At 70.4% G+C, this 14,748-nt stretch carries 11 protein-coding genes and 1 riboswitch; of the genes, 3 read left to right on the top strand and 8 right to left on the bottom strand.

The annotated features are described in order from the left end of the window. Positions 1 to 102: 102 nt before the first annotated feature. Positions 103 to 197, bottom strand: a riboswitch (SAM riboswitch). Between the two features lie 69 nt (positions 198 to 266). Next, positions 267 to 407, bottom strand: a complete 141-nt coding sequence (locus AB0333_RS09170) for a hypothetical protein (protein WP_366218388.1) — start codon at positions 405 to 407, stop codon at positions 267 to 269. Positions 408 to 671: 264 nt separating this feature from the next. Between AB0333_RS09170 and AB0333_RS09165 the strand changes: the two genes are divergently transcribed. Further along, positions 672 to 2,195: a DHA2 family efflux MFS transporter permease subunit gene (locus tag AB0333_RS09165; RefSeq protein ID WP_366218387.1), complete on the top strand. Its 1,524-nt coding sequence runs from the start codon at positions 672 to 674 to the stop codon at positions 2,193 to 2,195. Positions 2,196 to 2,208: 13 nt separating this feature from the next. On the opposite strand, the gene AB0333_RS09160 is transcribed toward AB0333_RS09165, so the two are convergent. From AB0333_RS09160 to AB0333_RS09140, 5 genes are all read right to left on the bottom strand, one after another. After that, entirely contained in the window at positions 2,209 to 4,176 is a 1,968-nt protein-coding gene (locus AB0333_RS09160) for a TIM barrel protein (RefSeq protein ID WP_366218386.1), read from the bottom strand. A 22-nt stretch (positions 4,177 to 4,198) separates the two neighbouring features. Continuing rightward, positions 4,199 to 5,086, bottom strand: coding sequence for a shikimate dehydrogenase (locus tag AB0333_RS09155; protein ID WP_366218385.1), 888 nt, complete (start codon positions 5,084 to 5,086; stop codon positions 4,199 to 4,201). A gap of 53 nt (positions 5,087 to 5,139) precedes the next feature. Then, entirely contained in the window at positions 5,140 to 6,939 is a 1,800-nt protein-coding gene (locus AB0333_RS09150) for an FAD-dependent oxidoreductase (RefSeq protein ID WP_366218384.1), read from the bottom strand. Positions 6,940 to 7,061: 122 nt separating this feature from the next. Further along, entirely contained in the window at positions 7,062 to 7,910 is an 849-nt protein-coding gene (locus tag AB0333_RS09145; RefSeq protein ID WP_366218383.1) for a TIM barrel protein, read from the bottom strand. 216 nt (positions 7,911 to 8,126) lie between these two features. Beyond that, positions 8,127 to 8,954, bottom strand: coding sequence for a helix-turn-helix domain-containing protein (locus AB0333_RS09140; RefSeq protein WP_366218382.1), 828 nt, complete (start codon positions 8,952 to 8,954; stop codon positions 8,127 to 8,129). Positions 8,955 to 9,166: 212 nt separating this feature from the next. On the opposite strand from AB0333_RS09140, the gene AB0333_RS09135 reads away from it, so the two are divergent. Both AB0333_RS09135 and aroQ read left to right on the top strand, forming a co-directional pair. Then, the gene (locus tag AB0333_RS09135; protein ID WP_366218381.1) at positions 9,167 to 10,576 is read left to right on the top strand and encodes an MFS transporter; all 1,410 of its coding nucleotides are present in this window, start codon (positions 9,167 to 9,169) and stop codon (positions 10,574 to 10,576) included. 10 nt (positions 10,577 to 10,586) lie between these two features. Further along, positions 10,587 to 11,027, top strand: a complete 441-nt coding sequence (gene aroQ, locus AB0333_RS09130) for a type II 3-dehydroquinate dehydratase (RefSeq protein WP_366218380.1) — start codon at positions 10,587 to 10,589, stop codon at positions 11,025 to 11,027. 165 nt (positions 11,028 to 11,192) lie between these two features. On the opposite strand, the gene rlmN is transcribed toward aroQ, so the two are convergent. Together rlmN and AB0333_RS09120 are read right to left on the bottom strand one after the other, a co-directional pair. After that, positions 11,193 to 12,482: a 23S rRNA (adenine(2503)-C(2))-methyltransferase RlmN gene (gene rlmN, locus AB0333_RS09125; protein ID WP_366218560.1), complete on the bottom strand. Its 1,290-nt coding sequence runs from the start codon at positions 12,480 to 12,482 to the stop codon at positions 11,193 to 11,195. Between the two features lie 334 nt (positions 12,483 to 12,816). Then, positions 12,817 to 14,640: a hypothetical protein gene (locus AB0333_RS09120; RefSeq protein ID WP_366218379.1), complete on the bottom strand. Its 1,824-nt coding sequence runs from the start codon at positions 14,638 to 14,640 to the stop codon at positions 12,817 to 12,819. Positions 14,641 to 14,748: the final 108 nt, after the last annotated feature.

The raw sequence follows: 14,748 nt of genomic DNA, 5'->3' as shown, positions 1-14,748 counted from the left end.
CGGTGGTCCTTTCGGTCTCACCGAAGGATTCCCGTGGCGGGGACCAGACCGTGCCGGGTCATTCGACGCGGCATCGCTCAGGGAACCGCTTGAGCCGTGGGATCTCCATCGGTCCTGGCGGTAGCACCCGGCTGGGGAATCCCCACGGGTTGCTGCGGCGTCAACGAGCCAGGTCTCTCGGCCGCTCTGGATGGTTACCCGCCCACGTTAACGGACACCGGCACTCCGGGGCTGTGTCCGGCGTCACACAGCTTCACACAGGAGGTTCAGCCTCCGTGGAGAAGCAACTCCTCTGGCGCGGGAAACGGCAGATGGAACACCTCGGCCTGGGCGCCCACGGCGGAGGCGGCCCCGAACTCGTCGGCGACCACCACAATCCCGCCGGGACTGGCCTGGCTGATGCGCACGGGGCGATCCGTCCCATCGGCCCGCCGCAAGCGGTGGCGCTCTGCGAGGAAGCCGAGGCATGCGGCAGACGGTAGCACCCTCCAGTGTCCGTCCAACGGCGGGCGTCAGGCTCCAGCCGAGACCAGGACGGCGCGCACCGTGATCAACGCCTCCCCTTCTCCGCACGAACGGATGTGGGAGTTCGCCGGGAATAACGGCACACTGTACGAGTGTTGCACCCGCGGAGCCCACCGGCTCCACGTGCTTGTCAAGAGAGGAACGCCGTGTCGACTTCGGCCGCCAGAACGCCCGATGCCACCCCAGACGTCACGGCCCACAAGGCCACGGCGTCCACCGTGCCTGCCGGGGCGACGCGGGTGATCGCGCTGCTGGTGGTCGCCGCCTTCGTGGTCATCCTGAACGAGACGGTCATGTCCGTGGCCCTGCCGAATCTGATGTCCGAGTTCGTCATCGGAGCCTCCACCGCCCAGTGGATCACCACCGCGTTCATGCTCACGATGGCCGTGGTCATCCCGATCACCGGCTTCCTGCTGACCCGGTTACCGCTGCGCACCGTGTTCCTGATCGCCATGGCCAGCTTCCTGCTGGGAACGCTGGTGGCCGGGCTGGCGCCGACGTTCCTGGTGCTCGTCCTCGGCCGCGTCATCCAGGCCGTCGGCACCGCCATCATGATGCCGCTGCTGTTCACCACGGTCCTGAATGTGGTGCCCGCCCACCGCCGGGGCCGCACCATGGGCGTCATCTCGATCGTCATCGCCGTGGCCCCCGCCACGGGCCCGACCATCGGCGGCGTCATCCTCGACGCCCTCAACTGGCGGTGGATGTTCTGGATCATGCTGCCGATCGCCGCGCTGGCCATGATTCTCGGCGCCACCATGATCCGCAACGTCACCGACACCCGGCAGCTGCCGCTGGACGTGCTCTCCGTGGTGCTGTCCGCCCTGGGCTTCGCCGGCCTCGTCTTCGGCCTGAGCAGCATCGGCTCCGCCGCCGAGGGCAACGCCCTCATCTCGCCCTGGATCCCCTTGGGCCTCGGCATCCTGTCCCTGGCCGTGTTCACCTGGCGGCAGCTGGCCCTGCGGGACCACGCCCTGCTGGACGTGCGCGTGTTCAAGACCCCGACCTTCACCCTGTCCCTGTCCCTGATGGCGATCGGCATGATGGGCATGTTCGGGACCCTGATCGTGCTGCCGATCTACCTGCAGCAGGTCCTGGACCTCTCCGCCAAGGACACCGGCCTGATGCTGCTGCCGGGCGGTCTGCTGATGGGCGTGATGGGCCTGATCGTCGGCCGGCTGTTCGACCGCTTCGGCGCCCGCCCCCTGGTGGTCCCCGGCTCCGCTGTGCTGGCCGTGGCCCTGTGGGGCATGACCACCCTGACCGCGGAGAGCACCCAGGGCACCATCGTCGCCTGGCACATGCTGCTCAACGCCGGCCTGTCCTTCATGTTCTCCCCGCTGATGACGGCGGCCCTCGGCTCCCTGCCCCGCCGCCTGTACTCGCACGGCTCGGCGATCCTGTCCACCATCCAGCAGGTCGCCGGCGCGGCCGGCACCGCCGTATTCATCACCGTCATGACGACGGCGACGTTCGCCGGGGCGGCCAGCGGCGCCGAGCCGGTGGAGGCCCAGATGACCGGCATCCACAACGCCATGGTCTGGGGCGCGGTCATCGCCATGGTGGCGTTCGCCGGCTCGTTCTTCGTGAAGTCGGTTCCGGCGGACGAGGAGCCGGACGCCGTGGCCCACTCCCCGGCGCCCGCCCCGGAGACCACCCCCGTCCACTGACGGGTGGGACGGGCTACTGGCGGTCGAGGTCGTACTGGGCGGCCAGCCGGACCGGGGCGGAGCCGGCCCCGTAGCCCTCGTAGCCGTCCCGGCGCTCGACCACCTCGAAGAACACGGTGCCCACGGTGCGGGTGTAGAAGTGCAGGAACTCACCGCCCTCGTCCCGGTCGTACATCACGTCGTTCTCCCGTAGCTCGGCGAGGAAGGCCTCGTCCAGGGCGAAGCGCGCGGCCAGGTCCTCGTAGTAGTTCGAGGGGACGGGCAGCATGCGCAGTCCCCGGGCACGGGAACGGCGCGCCACCTCGACGGCGTCCGAGGCCAGGAACGCCACATGCTGCGGGTAGGCGGCCTTCAGCCGGAGTTCGTCGTGGTCGATGTGACCGGAGACCGTGCGGGTGCTGGCCGACCGGCGGCCCGGGTCCAGGCCGTGCGGGATGAGGTTCAGCGGCACGCGGACGGCGCCGTCCGGGGTGCGCATCACCTCGGAACGCACGAGGCCTTGCGGGGAGGCGACGTCATTGCTGACCTGCGCCTCGAGCCCGAACAGCGAGCGGTAGAACAGCACGCCCTCCTCGAACCACTGCCAGGGCTGGGCCAGGTTGACGTGGTCGATCCCGAGGATCAGCCCGTCCCCGGCCACGACGCCGGCCGCGTCCGTCCCAGCCCCCGCGTCACCGGACGCGGCGGCACCGGCTCCCCGGCCGGCGTCGTTCCGGCCGTACTCGCCCACCCACTGGGGCGCGGCGGCCGAGGTGGGGGCGAGGAACACCTCGGTGCCGTCCGGGGCCTGCACCCCGCGCAGCACCATCTCGTCCGCCCGGTTGGCCCGCCAGGCCTGGGGGTAGTGCAGGGCGCGGGCGTGGTCCGCGGTGGTGCGGGGATCCGGCACCTGCAGGCCGACCGAGGCGATGACGGATCCGCCGGCGTGTTCCAGCGGCGCCTCGGTGCGGTCGTTGGTGACCACGCGGGCGTGGCCGGCCGAGAAGAGGTGGACGTCCTTGGTGCGGTGGCGTCCGTGGTCGGCGAAGCCCAGCTGCGTCAGCACCTCGGCCAGATCCGCGGGTTCCGCGGCGCGGACCTCGGCGAAGTCCCACCCGGTGGGGTGGGCGGGGGCGTCCCCCGCCTGGGCGTCGTCCAGCCACTGCAGGGAGCGCATGGCCTCCCGGGCGGTCCGCACGGACTCCGTCTGGCGGTAGACGTCCGAGAAGACCTCCAGGGAGATCGGCCCCGTATAGCCGGTGGCGTAGAGCTCCCGCATGAAGGTGACCAGGTCGAAGCCGCCCTCGCCGGGGAAGTTGCGGTGATGGCGGGACCAGGACAGCACGTCCATCAGCATGATCGGCGCATCCGCCATCTGCACGAAGAACACCTTCTCCCCGGGGATGGCCCGGAAACCGCTGACATCGCCGCGGCGGGAGAGGATGTGGAATGAGTCCAGGCAGACGCCGAGGTTGGGCCGGTCGGCCTGTTCCACCAGGGACCAGGCGTGCTCGTAGGTGTTCACGAACCGGCCCCAGGCCAGGGCCTCGTAGGCGATGCGGATCTGGTAGCGGGCGGCGAGGTCCGCAGCGCGGCGGAGCTGCTCCACCGCGACCTCGTCCTCCCAGCTCGTGGCGGTGCCGACGTTGGAGCACAGCAGGATCAGGTCCACGCCCAGGCGTTGCATGAGCTGGAACTTGCCCTCGAGCCGGCGCAGGTTGTCCTGGAAGACGCTCTCCTCCACCCCCTCCAGGTCCCGGAAGGGTTGGTAGAGGTCCAGGGTCAGCCCGAGCTCCGCGGCGAGGTCGCGTACCTGCTCCGGGGACAGCGGCGAGGCGACCAGGTCCGGCTCGAACACCTCGATCCCATCGAAGCCGGCCTCCGCGGCGGCGCGCATCTTCTCCTCGAACGTGCCCGCCAGGCAGACGGTGGCGATCGACGTGCGGGACATGCGAAGGGGCTCTACGTTCACGGCGTTGACGGCGGGGGCACTCTGGCTCATGCCATTAACCCTACGTCGGTTCTCAACCCTGCTTCGCGGCGACGAGCTCCAGGAAGTGCGCCCGCACCCGTTCGGGATCGGCGTTGAGCCCGGTCATCAGGCCGAAGGCGTCCAGGGCCTGGCCCACGGCCATGGTCCCGCCGTCCACCACCTGGCAGCCGGCCGCACGGGCCGCCACCACCAGCTCGGTCTCCACCGGCAGGTACACCACGTCCGAGACCCACAGTTCAGGGCGCAGCCAGGCGGCATCCACCGGGATGCCGGGATGGGTGTGCATCCCCACGGGTGTGCAGTGGGCGAAGCCGGTGGCGGTGGCCAGGGCGTCCTGCAGCTCGGCGTGCGGACGGGCCATGACCTGCTGGTCCGGAAACTGCTCCTGCAGGTCGGCCGCCCGGGCCGTGGCCCGCTCGAGGTCGAGGTCGATCAGGGTGAGCCGCCCGGCCCCGGCGCGCAGGAGCGCGTAGGCCACGGCCGAGCCGGCCCCACCGGCGCCGAGCTGGACTACCGAGGCCAGGTCAGGGTCCGCCAGGGTGTTCTTCAGCCCGGTGATATAGCCGGAGTAGTCGGTGTTGTGGCCCACGGACCGGCCGTTCTCGAACACCACGGTGTTCACCGCACCGAGGTTGCGGGCGTCCTCGTCCACCTCGTCCAGGTGCGCCATGATGGTCTGCTTGAACGGGTGGGTGATGTTGAACGCGTTGAAGCCCAGACGCCGGCCGTACTCCAGTAGCCGCGGGGCCTCGGCCTGCGCCGCCTGGCCCTCGAAGCCCAGGGCCGCCACGTCCACCGGGCGGTAGAGGTAGAGGAGTCCGTGCTCGCGGCCCTCCTGCTCATGCATGGGCGGGGTCAGCGAGGTCGTGATCCCGTCCCCGATCAACCCGACCAGATACGATTCCCCGGCGGTGCTCATGCGTACTCCATTCTCGTGGTCAATCCCGGTGGCCGCCCTTAACGGTAGCCGCGTCAGGCCGGGGCCTGCGTACCGTCGTCCTCGTACACCGTGGCGCCGGCCAGGTCCCGGCCGGCGAGGTACCCGAAGGTCAGGGCGGGGCCCAGGTTGATGCCACCGGCCGGGTAGAAGCCGCGCATGATCGAGGCGTGGTCGTTGCCCGCCGTGTACAGGCCCTGGATCGGCGCACCGCCGGCATCCACGACTCGCGCCTGGGTGTCCGCCGCGATCCCGGCGAAGGTGCCGAAGGAGCCCGGGCGCACGTGGACCGCGTAGAACGGCCCCTTCTCGAGCGGAGCCAGGGACGGGTTGGGCCCCACCTCCGGGTCCCCGCCGTACCGGTTGAACGCGGTGGCACCGCGGGCGAACTCCGGGTCCTCTCCGCGCCGGGCGTTCTCGTTGAACTCGGCCACCGTCCGGGTCAGCCCGGCCGGGTCGATCCCGCACTTCTCGGCCAGCTCCTCGATCGTCTCCCCCTTCACGAGGTAACCGGTCTTCAGGTAAGGGGTCAGCGGCATCGGGATCGGCTTGGCGAAGCCCAGCGAGTAACGGCGGATGGCGGTGGAGTCGGCGATCTGCCACGACTCCACCGGCTCACCCTCCGGCGTGGCCGCGAGCATCCCGTCCACATAGTCGTAGTAGCCGTTGGCCTCGTTCACGAACCGCCGCCCGTCCCGGCGCACGCCGATGGAGCCCGGCTTGGCCCGGTCCATGATGTGCGGGAACACCCCGTGCCGGTTGCCCGGGTACGGCACCAGGGAGACGGGGCACCAGGCGGCCGGGGCCTCCATGTCCGCGTCGAACACGCCGCCGGCGGCCAGTGCCAGGTCCAGCCCGTCCCCGGTGGTCTCCTCGGGCGCCAGCGTCCAGTGCTCATTGCCCGTGGGCGTCCGGGGAAACACGTCCCGACGCCGGCCCACGTCCTGGGGGAATCCTCCGGTCGCCAACACCACGCCGCGCTGCGCGCGGACGTACCGGCCGCCGTCGGGAGAACCGACGATGGCGCCCGTGATGCGGCCCTCCGCGGACCGCACGAGGACCTGGACCGGGGCATTGACCTGGATGTCCACCCCGAGGTCGTCCGCGGACTTCATCAGGCGGCCGGTCAGCGCCGTGCCGTTGACCAGGTGCATGGACCGGCCCCGGGTGACCATGTCCAGCACGTGCGGGACCACCCGCTTGACCGAGTGGATCCAGCCCTCGGGCTTGAGTTTGGAGGCCTTGAGGAAGGTGGAGAGGTCCTGGCCGGCCATGATGCCCATGCCGAAGAAGGAGGTGGGGTAGTACTGCCGGCGCATCTTCTTCAGCAGCGCCGGCCCGAACTCCTTGGCGTGCACGGGCGCGGGGCCCACGGAGCGGTTGCCGGTGCCCGCGCCGGGGAGGTCTCCGTAGATGTCATTGATCTTGGCACCGGTGACGAAGCGCATGAAGGTCTTGGTGTGGAAGAACCCGACCATGTGGGGCACGGCCTCGAGGAACGCGTCGATCTTCTCCCCGGCGGCCTCGGTATACCGATCGCCGAGCACGGCCCGCAGGTAGGCGCGGAACTGCTCGCGGTCCTCGTCGACGCCCTCGGCCCGGGCCAGGGCGGTCCCCGGGGTCCAGGCCCAGCCGCCGGACCAGCTCGTGGCGCCGCCGCAGGCCGGTGCCTTCTCGGCGACCAGCACGGACAGGCCGTGATAGGCCGCCGTCACGGCCGCCGCCAGTCCCCCGGCACCGGAACCGGCGACCAGGACGTCGACGTCCTCCACCGGAACGTCCAGCGCGAGGGCGTCGTCCTCGGAGAGCAGGTAGGGGGTTGCGGTCTGGGTCATGGAAGCATTCTCACTTCTCTTGCATCGGTGTTCTGACGGTCGGCACAGGATGGCCGGGACGGTGGCTGGCGGGCCAGGCGCGGGCCTGACGGCGGGAGCTGAGGGTGGGCCAGCCGGAGCGGTCAGCGGTTCGCCCGCTCGCCCAGCAGGTCAAGGGCGGCGGACTTCAGGTGATCCGCCCAGCCCTGGGCCCCCAGGCGCGCGACGGCGGCGTCGTTCGGGACCTCCAGGGAGACGGGCAACTGGGTTCCGGCCCGCGGCGTCTGCGCCAGCCCGGACTCCAGTGCGGCCAGGACTCCGGCCAGCTCCAGGCCGCCTTCGCCGGGCACCAGGCGGGCGGAGCGGGACTCCTCCACGAGGCCCTCGCGGTCGGCAGGGCGCTCGGCGGGGGCATCACAGAGCTGCACGAGCGGCGCCCGGCAGGCGGCGGCGGAGAGCTCCTCCGCGGTTCCCCCGAACCGGCCCACATGCAGGGTGTCCACCAGGATGTCGCAGCCGGCGTGCACGGCGAACTCGTCCGCCAGGGGTATCGAGGCGACCGTCTGGTAGCTGATGGGCTCCAGCGCGGGGCTGATCCCGAAGGCGCGCCCGTCCTCCGCCATTTGCGCCAGGGTGTCCCGGGCGCGGGAGAGGTCCGGGTCTCCGCACGCCACGGTCAGCGACTCGGCACCGAGCGCCTGACCGGCCTCGAACATCCGCAGCCAGGCGTCCCGCTGATCCGTGCCGTCCAGCAGCAGGAACTCGATGTCCTTGACCCCCACCCCCGTCTCGGCCATCCGCGCCAGCGTCTCGGCCAGCAGCGGGGATCCCGGCTGCAGGTTGTAGGGCTTCTCCGCCGCAGTCACCGGGCGTACCCGGACGCCCACGAAGTCGAAACCGGCCTCGGCCGCGTGGTGCACGAGGTTCGGGGGCGCCACCGAGAGCAGGGACAGAGGTGCCAGGCCGATCAGGCGACCGTTGGCTGCTGGCATCGGGGGTGACCCACTTTCTCAAGGGCGAGGGATGGTGCGGTGGCGGGAATCGCCTGCGATCCGCGCCACCCGCCATGTAACCCGCTTCACGCTCTCCAGGCCACTACGCGTCCTATTGAACGGGATATGTGGTGAAGCGGGTCACAAGATCGGGCCTCGTGCCGAGCGCACCCCGTGAGCGGAAACCGGCACCCCGGCGTCGAACCCGCCGCCATCTCAGTCGCGCGGCAGGTTGCCGACCATCCCGGAGAGCCCGCGGGCGGCCGAGAGCAGCACGGGCACCTGGACCTTCAAGTTGACGTCCGCCATGGTCTGCACGATGGCGAGTGCACCCAGCACCTGCCGGTGTGCGTCCAGGACCGGTGCCGCGAGACCGGCCAGCGATCCCACCAGCACCCCGGGCAGATGGACATATCCGTCCACTCTGGCCTGGGCGAGCCGACGCCTCATATGCCCCTCGGTGACACCCGACTGCAGCGCGCTGGCGTCCCAAGGCATGGACAGGATCCTCTCCTGCACCGGCTCCGGCGAGAAGGCCAGCATGGCCAGCCCGGCCGAGACGGAGAGGGCCGGCTGACGCAGGGCTACCTTGGTCAGGTCCTCCTGGGCCCCGCGATGGGTGAGCCGCTCCAGGTAGACGATCTCCGCCGTCGACTCATCCAGGATCGAGAGGCTGACGTTCTGCTTCAGCGTGACATGGATGGCCTCCATGAACGGGAGGGCCACCTGGGAGAAGGCTTGGAACCGGGTGCCACGCTGGCCCGCCTCCCACAGGGCCAGGCCGATCCGGAAGCGGCCCCGGCCCGTGCGGAAGAGCAACCCGTCCTCCGCCATGGCTGAGGCCAACCGATGGGTGGTCGAGGTGGACAGCCCGGCCCGCTCGGCCAGCTCGGCGGCTGAGAGTTCACCGTGGTCGGCGTCGAAGCACTGCAGCAGGCGCGCCACCCGGGAGACCACGGACTCACCGGAGGTCGAATTGGCCACGGAGCACGCCCTCTCCTCGGGTTGGTCCAGGCCGAGGACCGCCCTCGGCCCCAGGGGCATGGAGGCGAGTTTAGCCCATTCAATGGGCTGAGGTTTGTCAGGGTCAGGGCGTGCGGGGAAGGCTTCTCTGCAGCACCGTGACCGCGTTCACAGCAACGAGTGTCACCGGCCACCTGGACCCCCTTCGGTGATCCGACCGCCCCGTGAGCAGACCGCGCGAGGGCGGACTCCGGCCCGAGGTTGGCCACGACCACGTCCCCCTGGGAGAACACATGAGCACCACCATCCAGCAGGACACCAGCGGCGCGCTGGAGAGCCTGACGCCGGAACAGCAGCAGTACCGGATGACCCGGGCCAAGCGGGCCGGCTGGTCTGCCTTCCTCGGCGGCGCCCTGGAGTACTACGACTTCTTCGTCTACGCCACGGCCGCCTCCCTGGTCTTCCCGCACATCTTCTTCCCGGACACCGGCAGCGACGCCCTGACCATGGTGGCCTCCTTCGGCACCCTGGGCGTGGCCTACGTGGCCCGCCCGTTCGGCGCCCTCGTCTTCGGCCATCTCGGCGACCGGGTCGGCCGGAAGTCCATCCTGCTGGCCACGTTGCTGCTCATGGGCGGGGCGACCTTCCTCATCGGCGTGCTGCCCACCTACCAGCAGATCGGCCTCTGGGCCCCGATCCTGCTCGTGGTGCTGCGACTGGCCCAGGGCCTGTCCGCCGGCGCCGAGATCGCCGGCGCGTCGGCGCTGAGCACCGAGGAGGCCCCCGTCGGCCTGCGCGGGTTCTTCCCGTCCTTCTCCATCTCCGGCATCGCCGCCGGCATCGTCCTGGCCTCCCTGGCCTTCCTGCCGATCACCGCCATGGACGAGGCCGACCGGCTCAGCTGGGGGTGGCGCCTGCCGTTCCTGGCATCCATCCTCGTGCTCGCCGTCGCCTGGTTCGTGCGCCGGCAGCTCGCCGAGCCCGAGGACTTCCAGGAGACCAAGGACGCCGGGGAGCAGGAGAAGGCCCCCTTCCTGGTCATGCTCAAGACCCACCCGGTGCAGTTCGTGCAGATCTCCATCCTGTCCCTGCAGGTCGTGACCAACACCCTGATGCAGGCCTTCGGCCTCTCCTACGCCACGTCCGTGGGCATCGACTCCTCCACCATGCTGTGGGTGACCATCGTCGGCAACGTGGTGGCCATCTTCACCACCCCGGCGGCCGCCTACCTCTCGGACCGGATCGGCCGTAAGCCGACCTTCATCGCCGGCACCGCCACCACCGCCGTGATGATCTGGGTGTACTTCAACGCGATCGCCACCGCGAACATCGCGCTGATCTTCGTCACCTCCACGATCATCCTGGGCGTCACCTACGCCATGTCCAACGCCGTCTACCCGGCCTGGTTCTCCGAGCTGTTCAACGTCAAGGTGCGCTACTCCGGCGTCGCCGTGGGCCTGCAGGTGGGCATCCTGGTCTCCGGCTTCACCCCGATGATCGCCACCGCCCTGGTGGGGGACAACTACGAGAACTGGGGCCCGGCCGCCTGGCTCGTCACCGGCGCCACCATCCTGGCGACCCTCGTGGCCCTGACCACCCGGGAGACCTATAAGACGCCACTGCGCGAGCTCGGCAACCCGGTGTCCGACGCGGAGATCGAGGCCGGGCTGCACCACGGCTCCCATCCGCGTTCCGGGCGATAAGGTCGTGACCATGACCAAGCCCCTCTTCGTGCTGAACGGCCCCAACCTGAACCTGTTGGGCCAACGCGAGCCGGACAAGTACGGCACCACCACCCTGGCCGACGTGCAGGTCCTCTGCGAGCAGGCCGCCGCCGGGCAGGGCCTGACGGTGGACTTCCGCCAGTCCAACCACGAGGGCACCCTCGTGGACTGGATCCAGGAGGCCCGGGCGGAGGCGAGCGGGATCATCCTGAACCCCGCCGGCTACACCACCACGTCCATCGCCATCATGGACGCGCTGCTGGCCGCCGAGGTGCCGCTGGTGGAGGTGCACGTCACCAACATCCACCAGCGTGAGGAGTTCCGGCACCACTCCTATGTCTCCAAGGTGGCCAACGCGGTCATCGCCGGGGCCGGGGTGCACGGCTACGAACTGGCCGTCCAGCACCTGGCGCGGCTGGTCCGCGCCTAAGGCGGCCACAGCAGAACACCTCGGGCCCGACGCCGGCCGGCCGGCGTCCAGCGGACGTCTCCGGCCGGCGTCGCCCCACCCCAGGATCTGCCGATCGATTACGGCCCGCGACATCCCGAGACATCGGGATGTCGCGGGCCGTTCTGGCCTGCGGCGGCGTCCGGGCTAGCCGCGGATGTCGATTGTGGCGGAGGCCTTCGAGCGGGCGGGGCCGTCGCCCTCGGTCACGGCTCCGTCCGTCTCCTCGTCCCCCTCGGCTGCCAGCTGGCCGCAGGCGCCGTCGATCTCCTTGCCGCGGGTGTCCCGCAGCGTGGTGGGGATGCCGGCGGCCTCGAGCCGGTTGATGAACTCGTCGGTGACGTCCGGTTCGGACGAGGTCCAGATCGAGCCCGGCGTCGGATTCAGCGGGATCGGGTTCACATGCACCCAGCCACGGCCGCGGGCGTTGAGCTTCTTCGCCAGCAGGTCGGCGCGCCAGGCGTGGTCGTTCATGTCCTTGATCAGCGCGTATTCGATGGACACGCGCCGGCCGGTCTGGACGAAGTAGTTGTACGCAGCGTCGATCGCCTCGTCCGCCTTCCACCGCGAGTTCACGGGGATGAGCTCATCCCGCAGCTCGTCATCCGGGGCGTGCAGGGACAGGGCGAAGGTGACCGGGATGCCCTCCTCGGCCAGCCTGTTGATCGCCGGGACCAGGCCCACCGTGGAGACGGTGATGTGGCGGGCGGACATGCCCAGTCCCTCGGGGGCCGGGTCCACCATGCGACGCACCGAGGCGATGACCCGCTTGTAGTTGGCCAGCGGCTCACCCATCCCCATGAACACGATGTTGGTGACGCGCTCGGCATTGTGGCCGCCGTCCTTGCGCAGGCCGCCCAGGGCGCCCTCGGCGATGACCTCATTGGCGCGGACCACCTGCTCCACGATCTCGGCCGTGGACATGTTGCGGGTCAGCCCGTTCTGGCCCGTGGCACAGAAGGGGCAGTTCATGCCGCAGCCGGCCTGGCTGGACACGCACAGGGTCACCCGCCCCGGGTAGCGCATGAGCACCGACTCCACGAGGGCGCCGTCGAACAGGCGCCACAGGAACTTGATGGTGTCCCCGTTGTCCGTGGTGAGCCGGCGGACCTCGGTCAGCAGCGGCGGCATCATCTCCGCCACGAGCTTCTCCCGGGCGTCCTTCGGCAGGTCCGTCATCCGGTCCGGGTCCGAGGTGAAGTGGCTGAAGTAGTGGGTGGAGAGCTGCTTGGCGCGGAACGCCGGCAAGCCGAGCTCGGCCACCTTGGCCTGGCGCTCGGCGAGGGTCAGGTCCGCCAGGTGGGTCTTGGGCTGCGCGACGCGGGGCTGCTTGAACTGCAGCAGCGGCCGGCCGTCGTCGGTGGTCTGCTGCTTCCAGCCCTCGGCCTGGGGCCGGATCTGAGGCCGGTCCCCGTCCGCGGCGGGGTTGGAGAGCATCCGCCCGTCCAGCGGCCCGCCGATCCCCTGCTGTTGCAGCCGGGCGCGGTCCTCGGCGATCTGCTGTGCCTCGGTCTCGTCGATCAGGCCGCGCTTCGGGCGGTTCAGCTTGAGCTTGCCGTCCCGCGCGTGTTCCAGGTGGGCGTCCGCGGGGTCGGCCGCGGGGTCGGCCGCGGGCACAGCCGTGCGCCGGCCCTGCTGCGCCGTCCGGCGCGCCGGGGTCCGGTCCGTGCGGTCCGTGCCATGGTCCCCTCCGCGGGGACGAGAAGTCTCAGCCATCCCCGCCATTCTCCCACGAGTGTCCAATCGGTGGACGGGAGACTCCGGGGAGATTCTAGGGACGCAGCCACTCCCGGGACAGCCACCGGTCGGCCAGGATGGCGCGCGCGAGGTTGACCCGGGTATGGACCCTGCCCTTCGCCGTTCGCAAGGTCATCAGCGCCTCGTGTTCCGTCTCCATGGCGGCCAGCCTGCGGATCAGCGCCACGAAGCTGGGGTTCAGGATCTGCTCCAGGCGCGGCCAGGCGGCGCACTCCAGCAGATAGCGGGAACTGGCCGTCAGGGGCTCCTCGACGAGCGACCGGTCCGGGACCTCCGCCATCCGGTCGGCCCCCAGCACGGTGACCGGCCGGGGCTCGGGGGTGGCCGTGCGCTGGTCGAAGTCCGGACCGCTGAGCTTCTCGGAGGGCCCGTCCCGTTCGAACCGGAACCGGCCGCCCCGGGCGAAGGGGACCGCCAGCGACTCATTCCACACCCGGCGCATCACCAGGAACATGGCGATGTGGGAGAAGCGCAGGTAGGGCGTCAGTGCATCGGAGACGGCCGTGACCTCGGAGTCCGCGAAGGGGAAGAACACCTGGGAGTACGCGTCCACCACCACCGTGCTGGCCTGCATGTACCGGCTCGCGCGGACGTCCCGGCCATAGGCGTAGAGGATCTCCGCGGGGGTGCTGCCCGGCATGGACTCCGCCCAGTCCCGCAGCGTCTGCGCCGTGCTCTCGTTGAGTTCCGGAGTCAGGATCTGGGCGTTGTGCGCGGCCCATTCGTGGTCCAGATCCGCCTGGACGATGTTCTTCTTGCGCTGGTAGAGCCCCTTGAACGTGGGCCACTGCCCGGAGGCATAGCCCTCCCCCACCACGAAGGGGTCCGCGAAGGCGTAGGGGCCGCCGATGGCCTCGGACAGGAAGAACCCCTGGCCGTCCCGCAGGGACTGGGTGAAGGAGTCGACGACGCTGCCGGGAACGCTCAGGGCCGGCCGCACCACGGAGTGCCGGATGCCGGCCATCTCAGCCAGCTGCGCCGCGACCATCACCTCCTCGCTGGTCTCATCGCCCTGGGTGACCGCATGGAGGTCCTGCACGCCCCGGTTCCGCAGGAGCCCCAGCAGCAGGCGGCTGTCCTTGCCACCGCTCAGGCGCAACTGGATGGTCTTCTCGGGTAGGGCGGCCAGGAGTCGATCGGTGGAGCTGTTCAGCGCCGCCTCGAGTTCGGACACCCCCGGCTGGAACGGGTCCTCGGTCGGGGCGATCGTGGCGGGCGGCCGCACGGGCCCGTCCACCACCTCCAGTCGTCCGCCGGAGATCTTCACCGCGCCGCGCGTGGGGATGGTCTTCACCCCCGCGAACGGGGTCTGGCCGGACATCGAGAAGCCGAAATTGAGCGCCTCGGCCAGGTAGTCGTCGCTGGTCTCCACCGCGTCGACGTCGCCTCGGGCCATGGCGAGGGCGATGGCCAGGGGGCGGTTGGAGACGTAGACGTAGTCGGCGTCCTCGCCATAGTGGACGGCTTCGAGAGCCGGAACCGTGTTCCAGGCGAAGATCTCCCGCCGATTCCCAGCGAGCGCCATATAGCTGCCACCCACGGGCGTGCGCATCTCCATCGGGTGGCCGAACAGCCCGGACGAGCGCAGCAGCTCATCGCCGACGCCGGGGAACGTTGCGGAAGCCCACCGGGTGACCTTGCGGCGGGTGTGGCGTGCCGCCGTGGCCGGCCATTCGATCAGCACCGCGCCGGCGGTCAGGCGCCGGTGGACCACCGGTTCCTGTCCGTAGCGTGGGCCCAGGAAGGGCGTGTAGGACTCGACGGCGGCGGCGCAGACGGCGCGGAGGCCGGCCTGGTCCACCGTGCCGCGCGGAACGATACTCAGAAGAACGGTCACGTGGTGTGGCTTCCCTTCACCCGGCGACCGTGTCATCACGAGTCCGGGAACTCCGCAGGCCAACCCCTGCTCAGGCACCGCAGGCCGGAATCGCCTGTGGGTCACGGA

This window comes from Citricoccus sp. NPDC079358 (genome assembly GCF_040702545.1).
Classification (GTDB): Bacteria; Actinomycetota; Actinomycetes; order Actinomycetales; family Micrococcaceae; genus Citricoccus.
Note: the sequence above shows the minus strand (reverse complement) of the source record. Positions and strands in the feature narration are given on the sequence as shown.

Excerpts from the sequence above, each read along its gene's own strand:
- aroQ (WP_366218380.1), top strand. The coding sequence starts at position 10,587 with ATGACCAAGCCCCTCTTCGTGCTGAACGGCCCCAACCTGAACCTGTTG.
- AB0333_RS09140 (WP_366218382.1), bottom strand. The coding sequence starts at position 8,954 with ATGCCCCTGGGGCCGAGGGCGGTCCTCGGCCTGGACCAACCCGAGGAG.
- AB0333_RS09160 (WP_366218386.1), bottom strand. The coding sequence starts at position 4,176 with ATGAGCCAGAGTGCCCCCGCCGTCAACGCCGTGAACGTAGAGCCCCTT.
- AB0333_RS09155 (WP_366218385.1), bottom strand. The coding sequence starts at position 5,086 with ATGAGCACCGCCGGGGAATCGTATCTGGTCGGGTTGATCGGGGACGGG.
- AB0333_RS09145 (WP_366218383.1), bottom strand. The coding sequence starts at position 7,910 with ATGCCAGCAGCCAACGGTCGCCTGATCGGCCTGGCACCTCTGTCCCTG.
- AB0333_RS09135 (WP_366218381.1), top strand. The coding sequence starts at position 9,167 with ATGAGCACCACCATCCAGCAGGACACCAGCGGCGCGCTGGAGAGCCTG.
- AB0333_RS09150 (WP_366218384.1), bottom strand. The coding sequence starts at position 6,939 with ATGACCCAGACCGCAACCCCCTACCTGCTCTCCGAGGACGACGCCCTC.
- rlmN (WP_366218560.1), bottom strand. The coding sequence starts at position 12,482 with ATGCTCTCCAACCCCGCCGCGGACGGGGACCGGCCTCAGATCCGGCCC.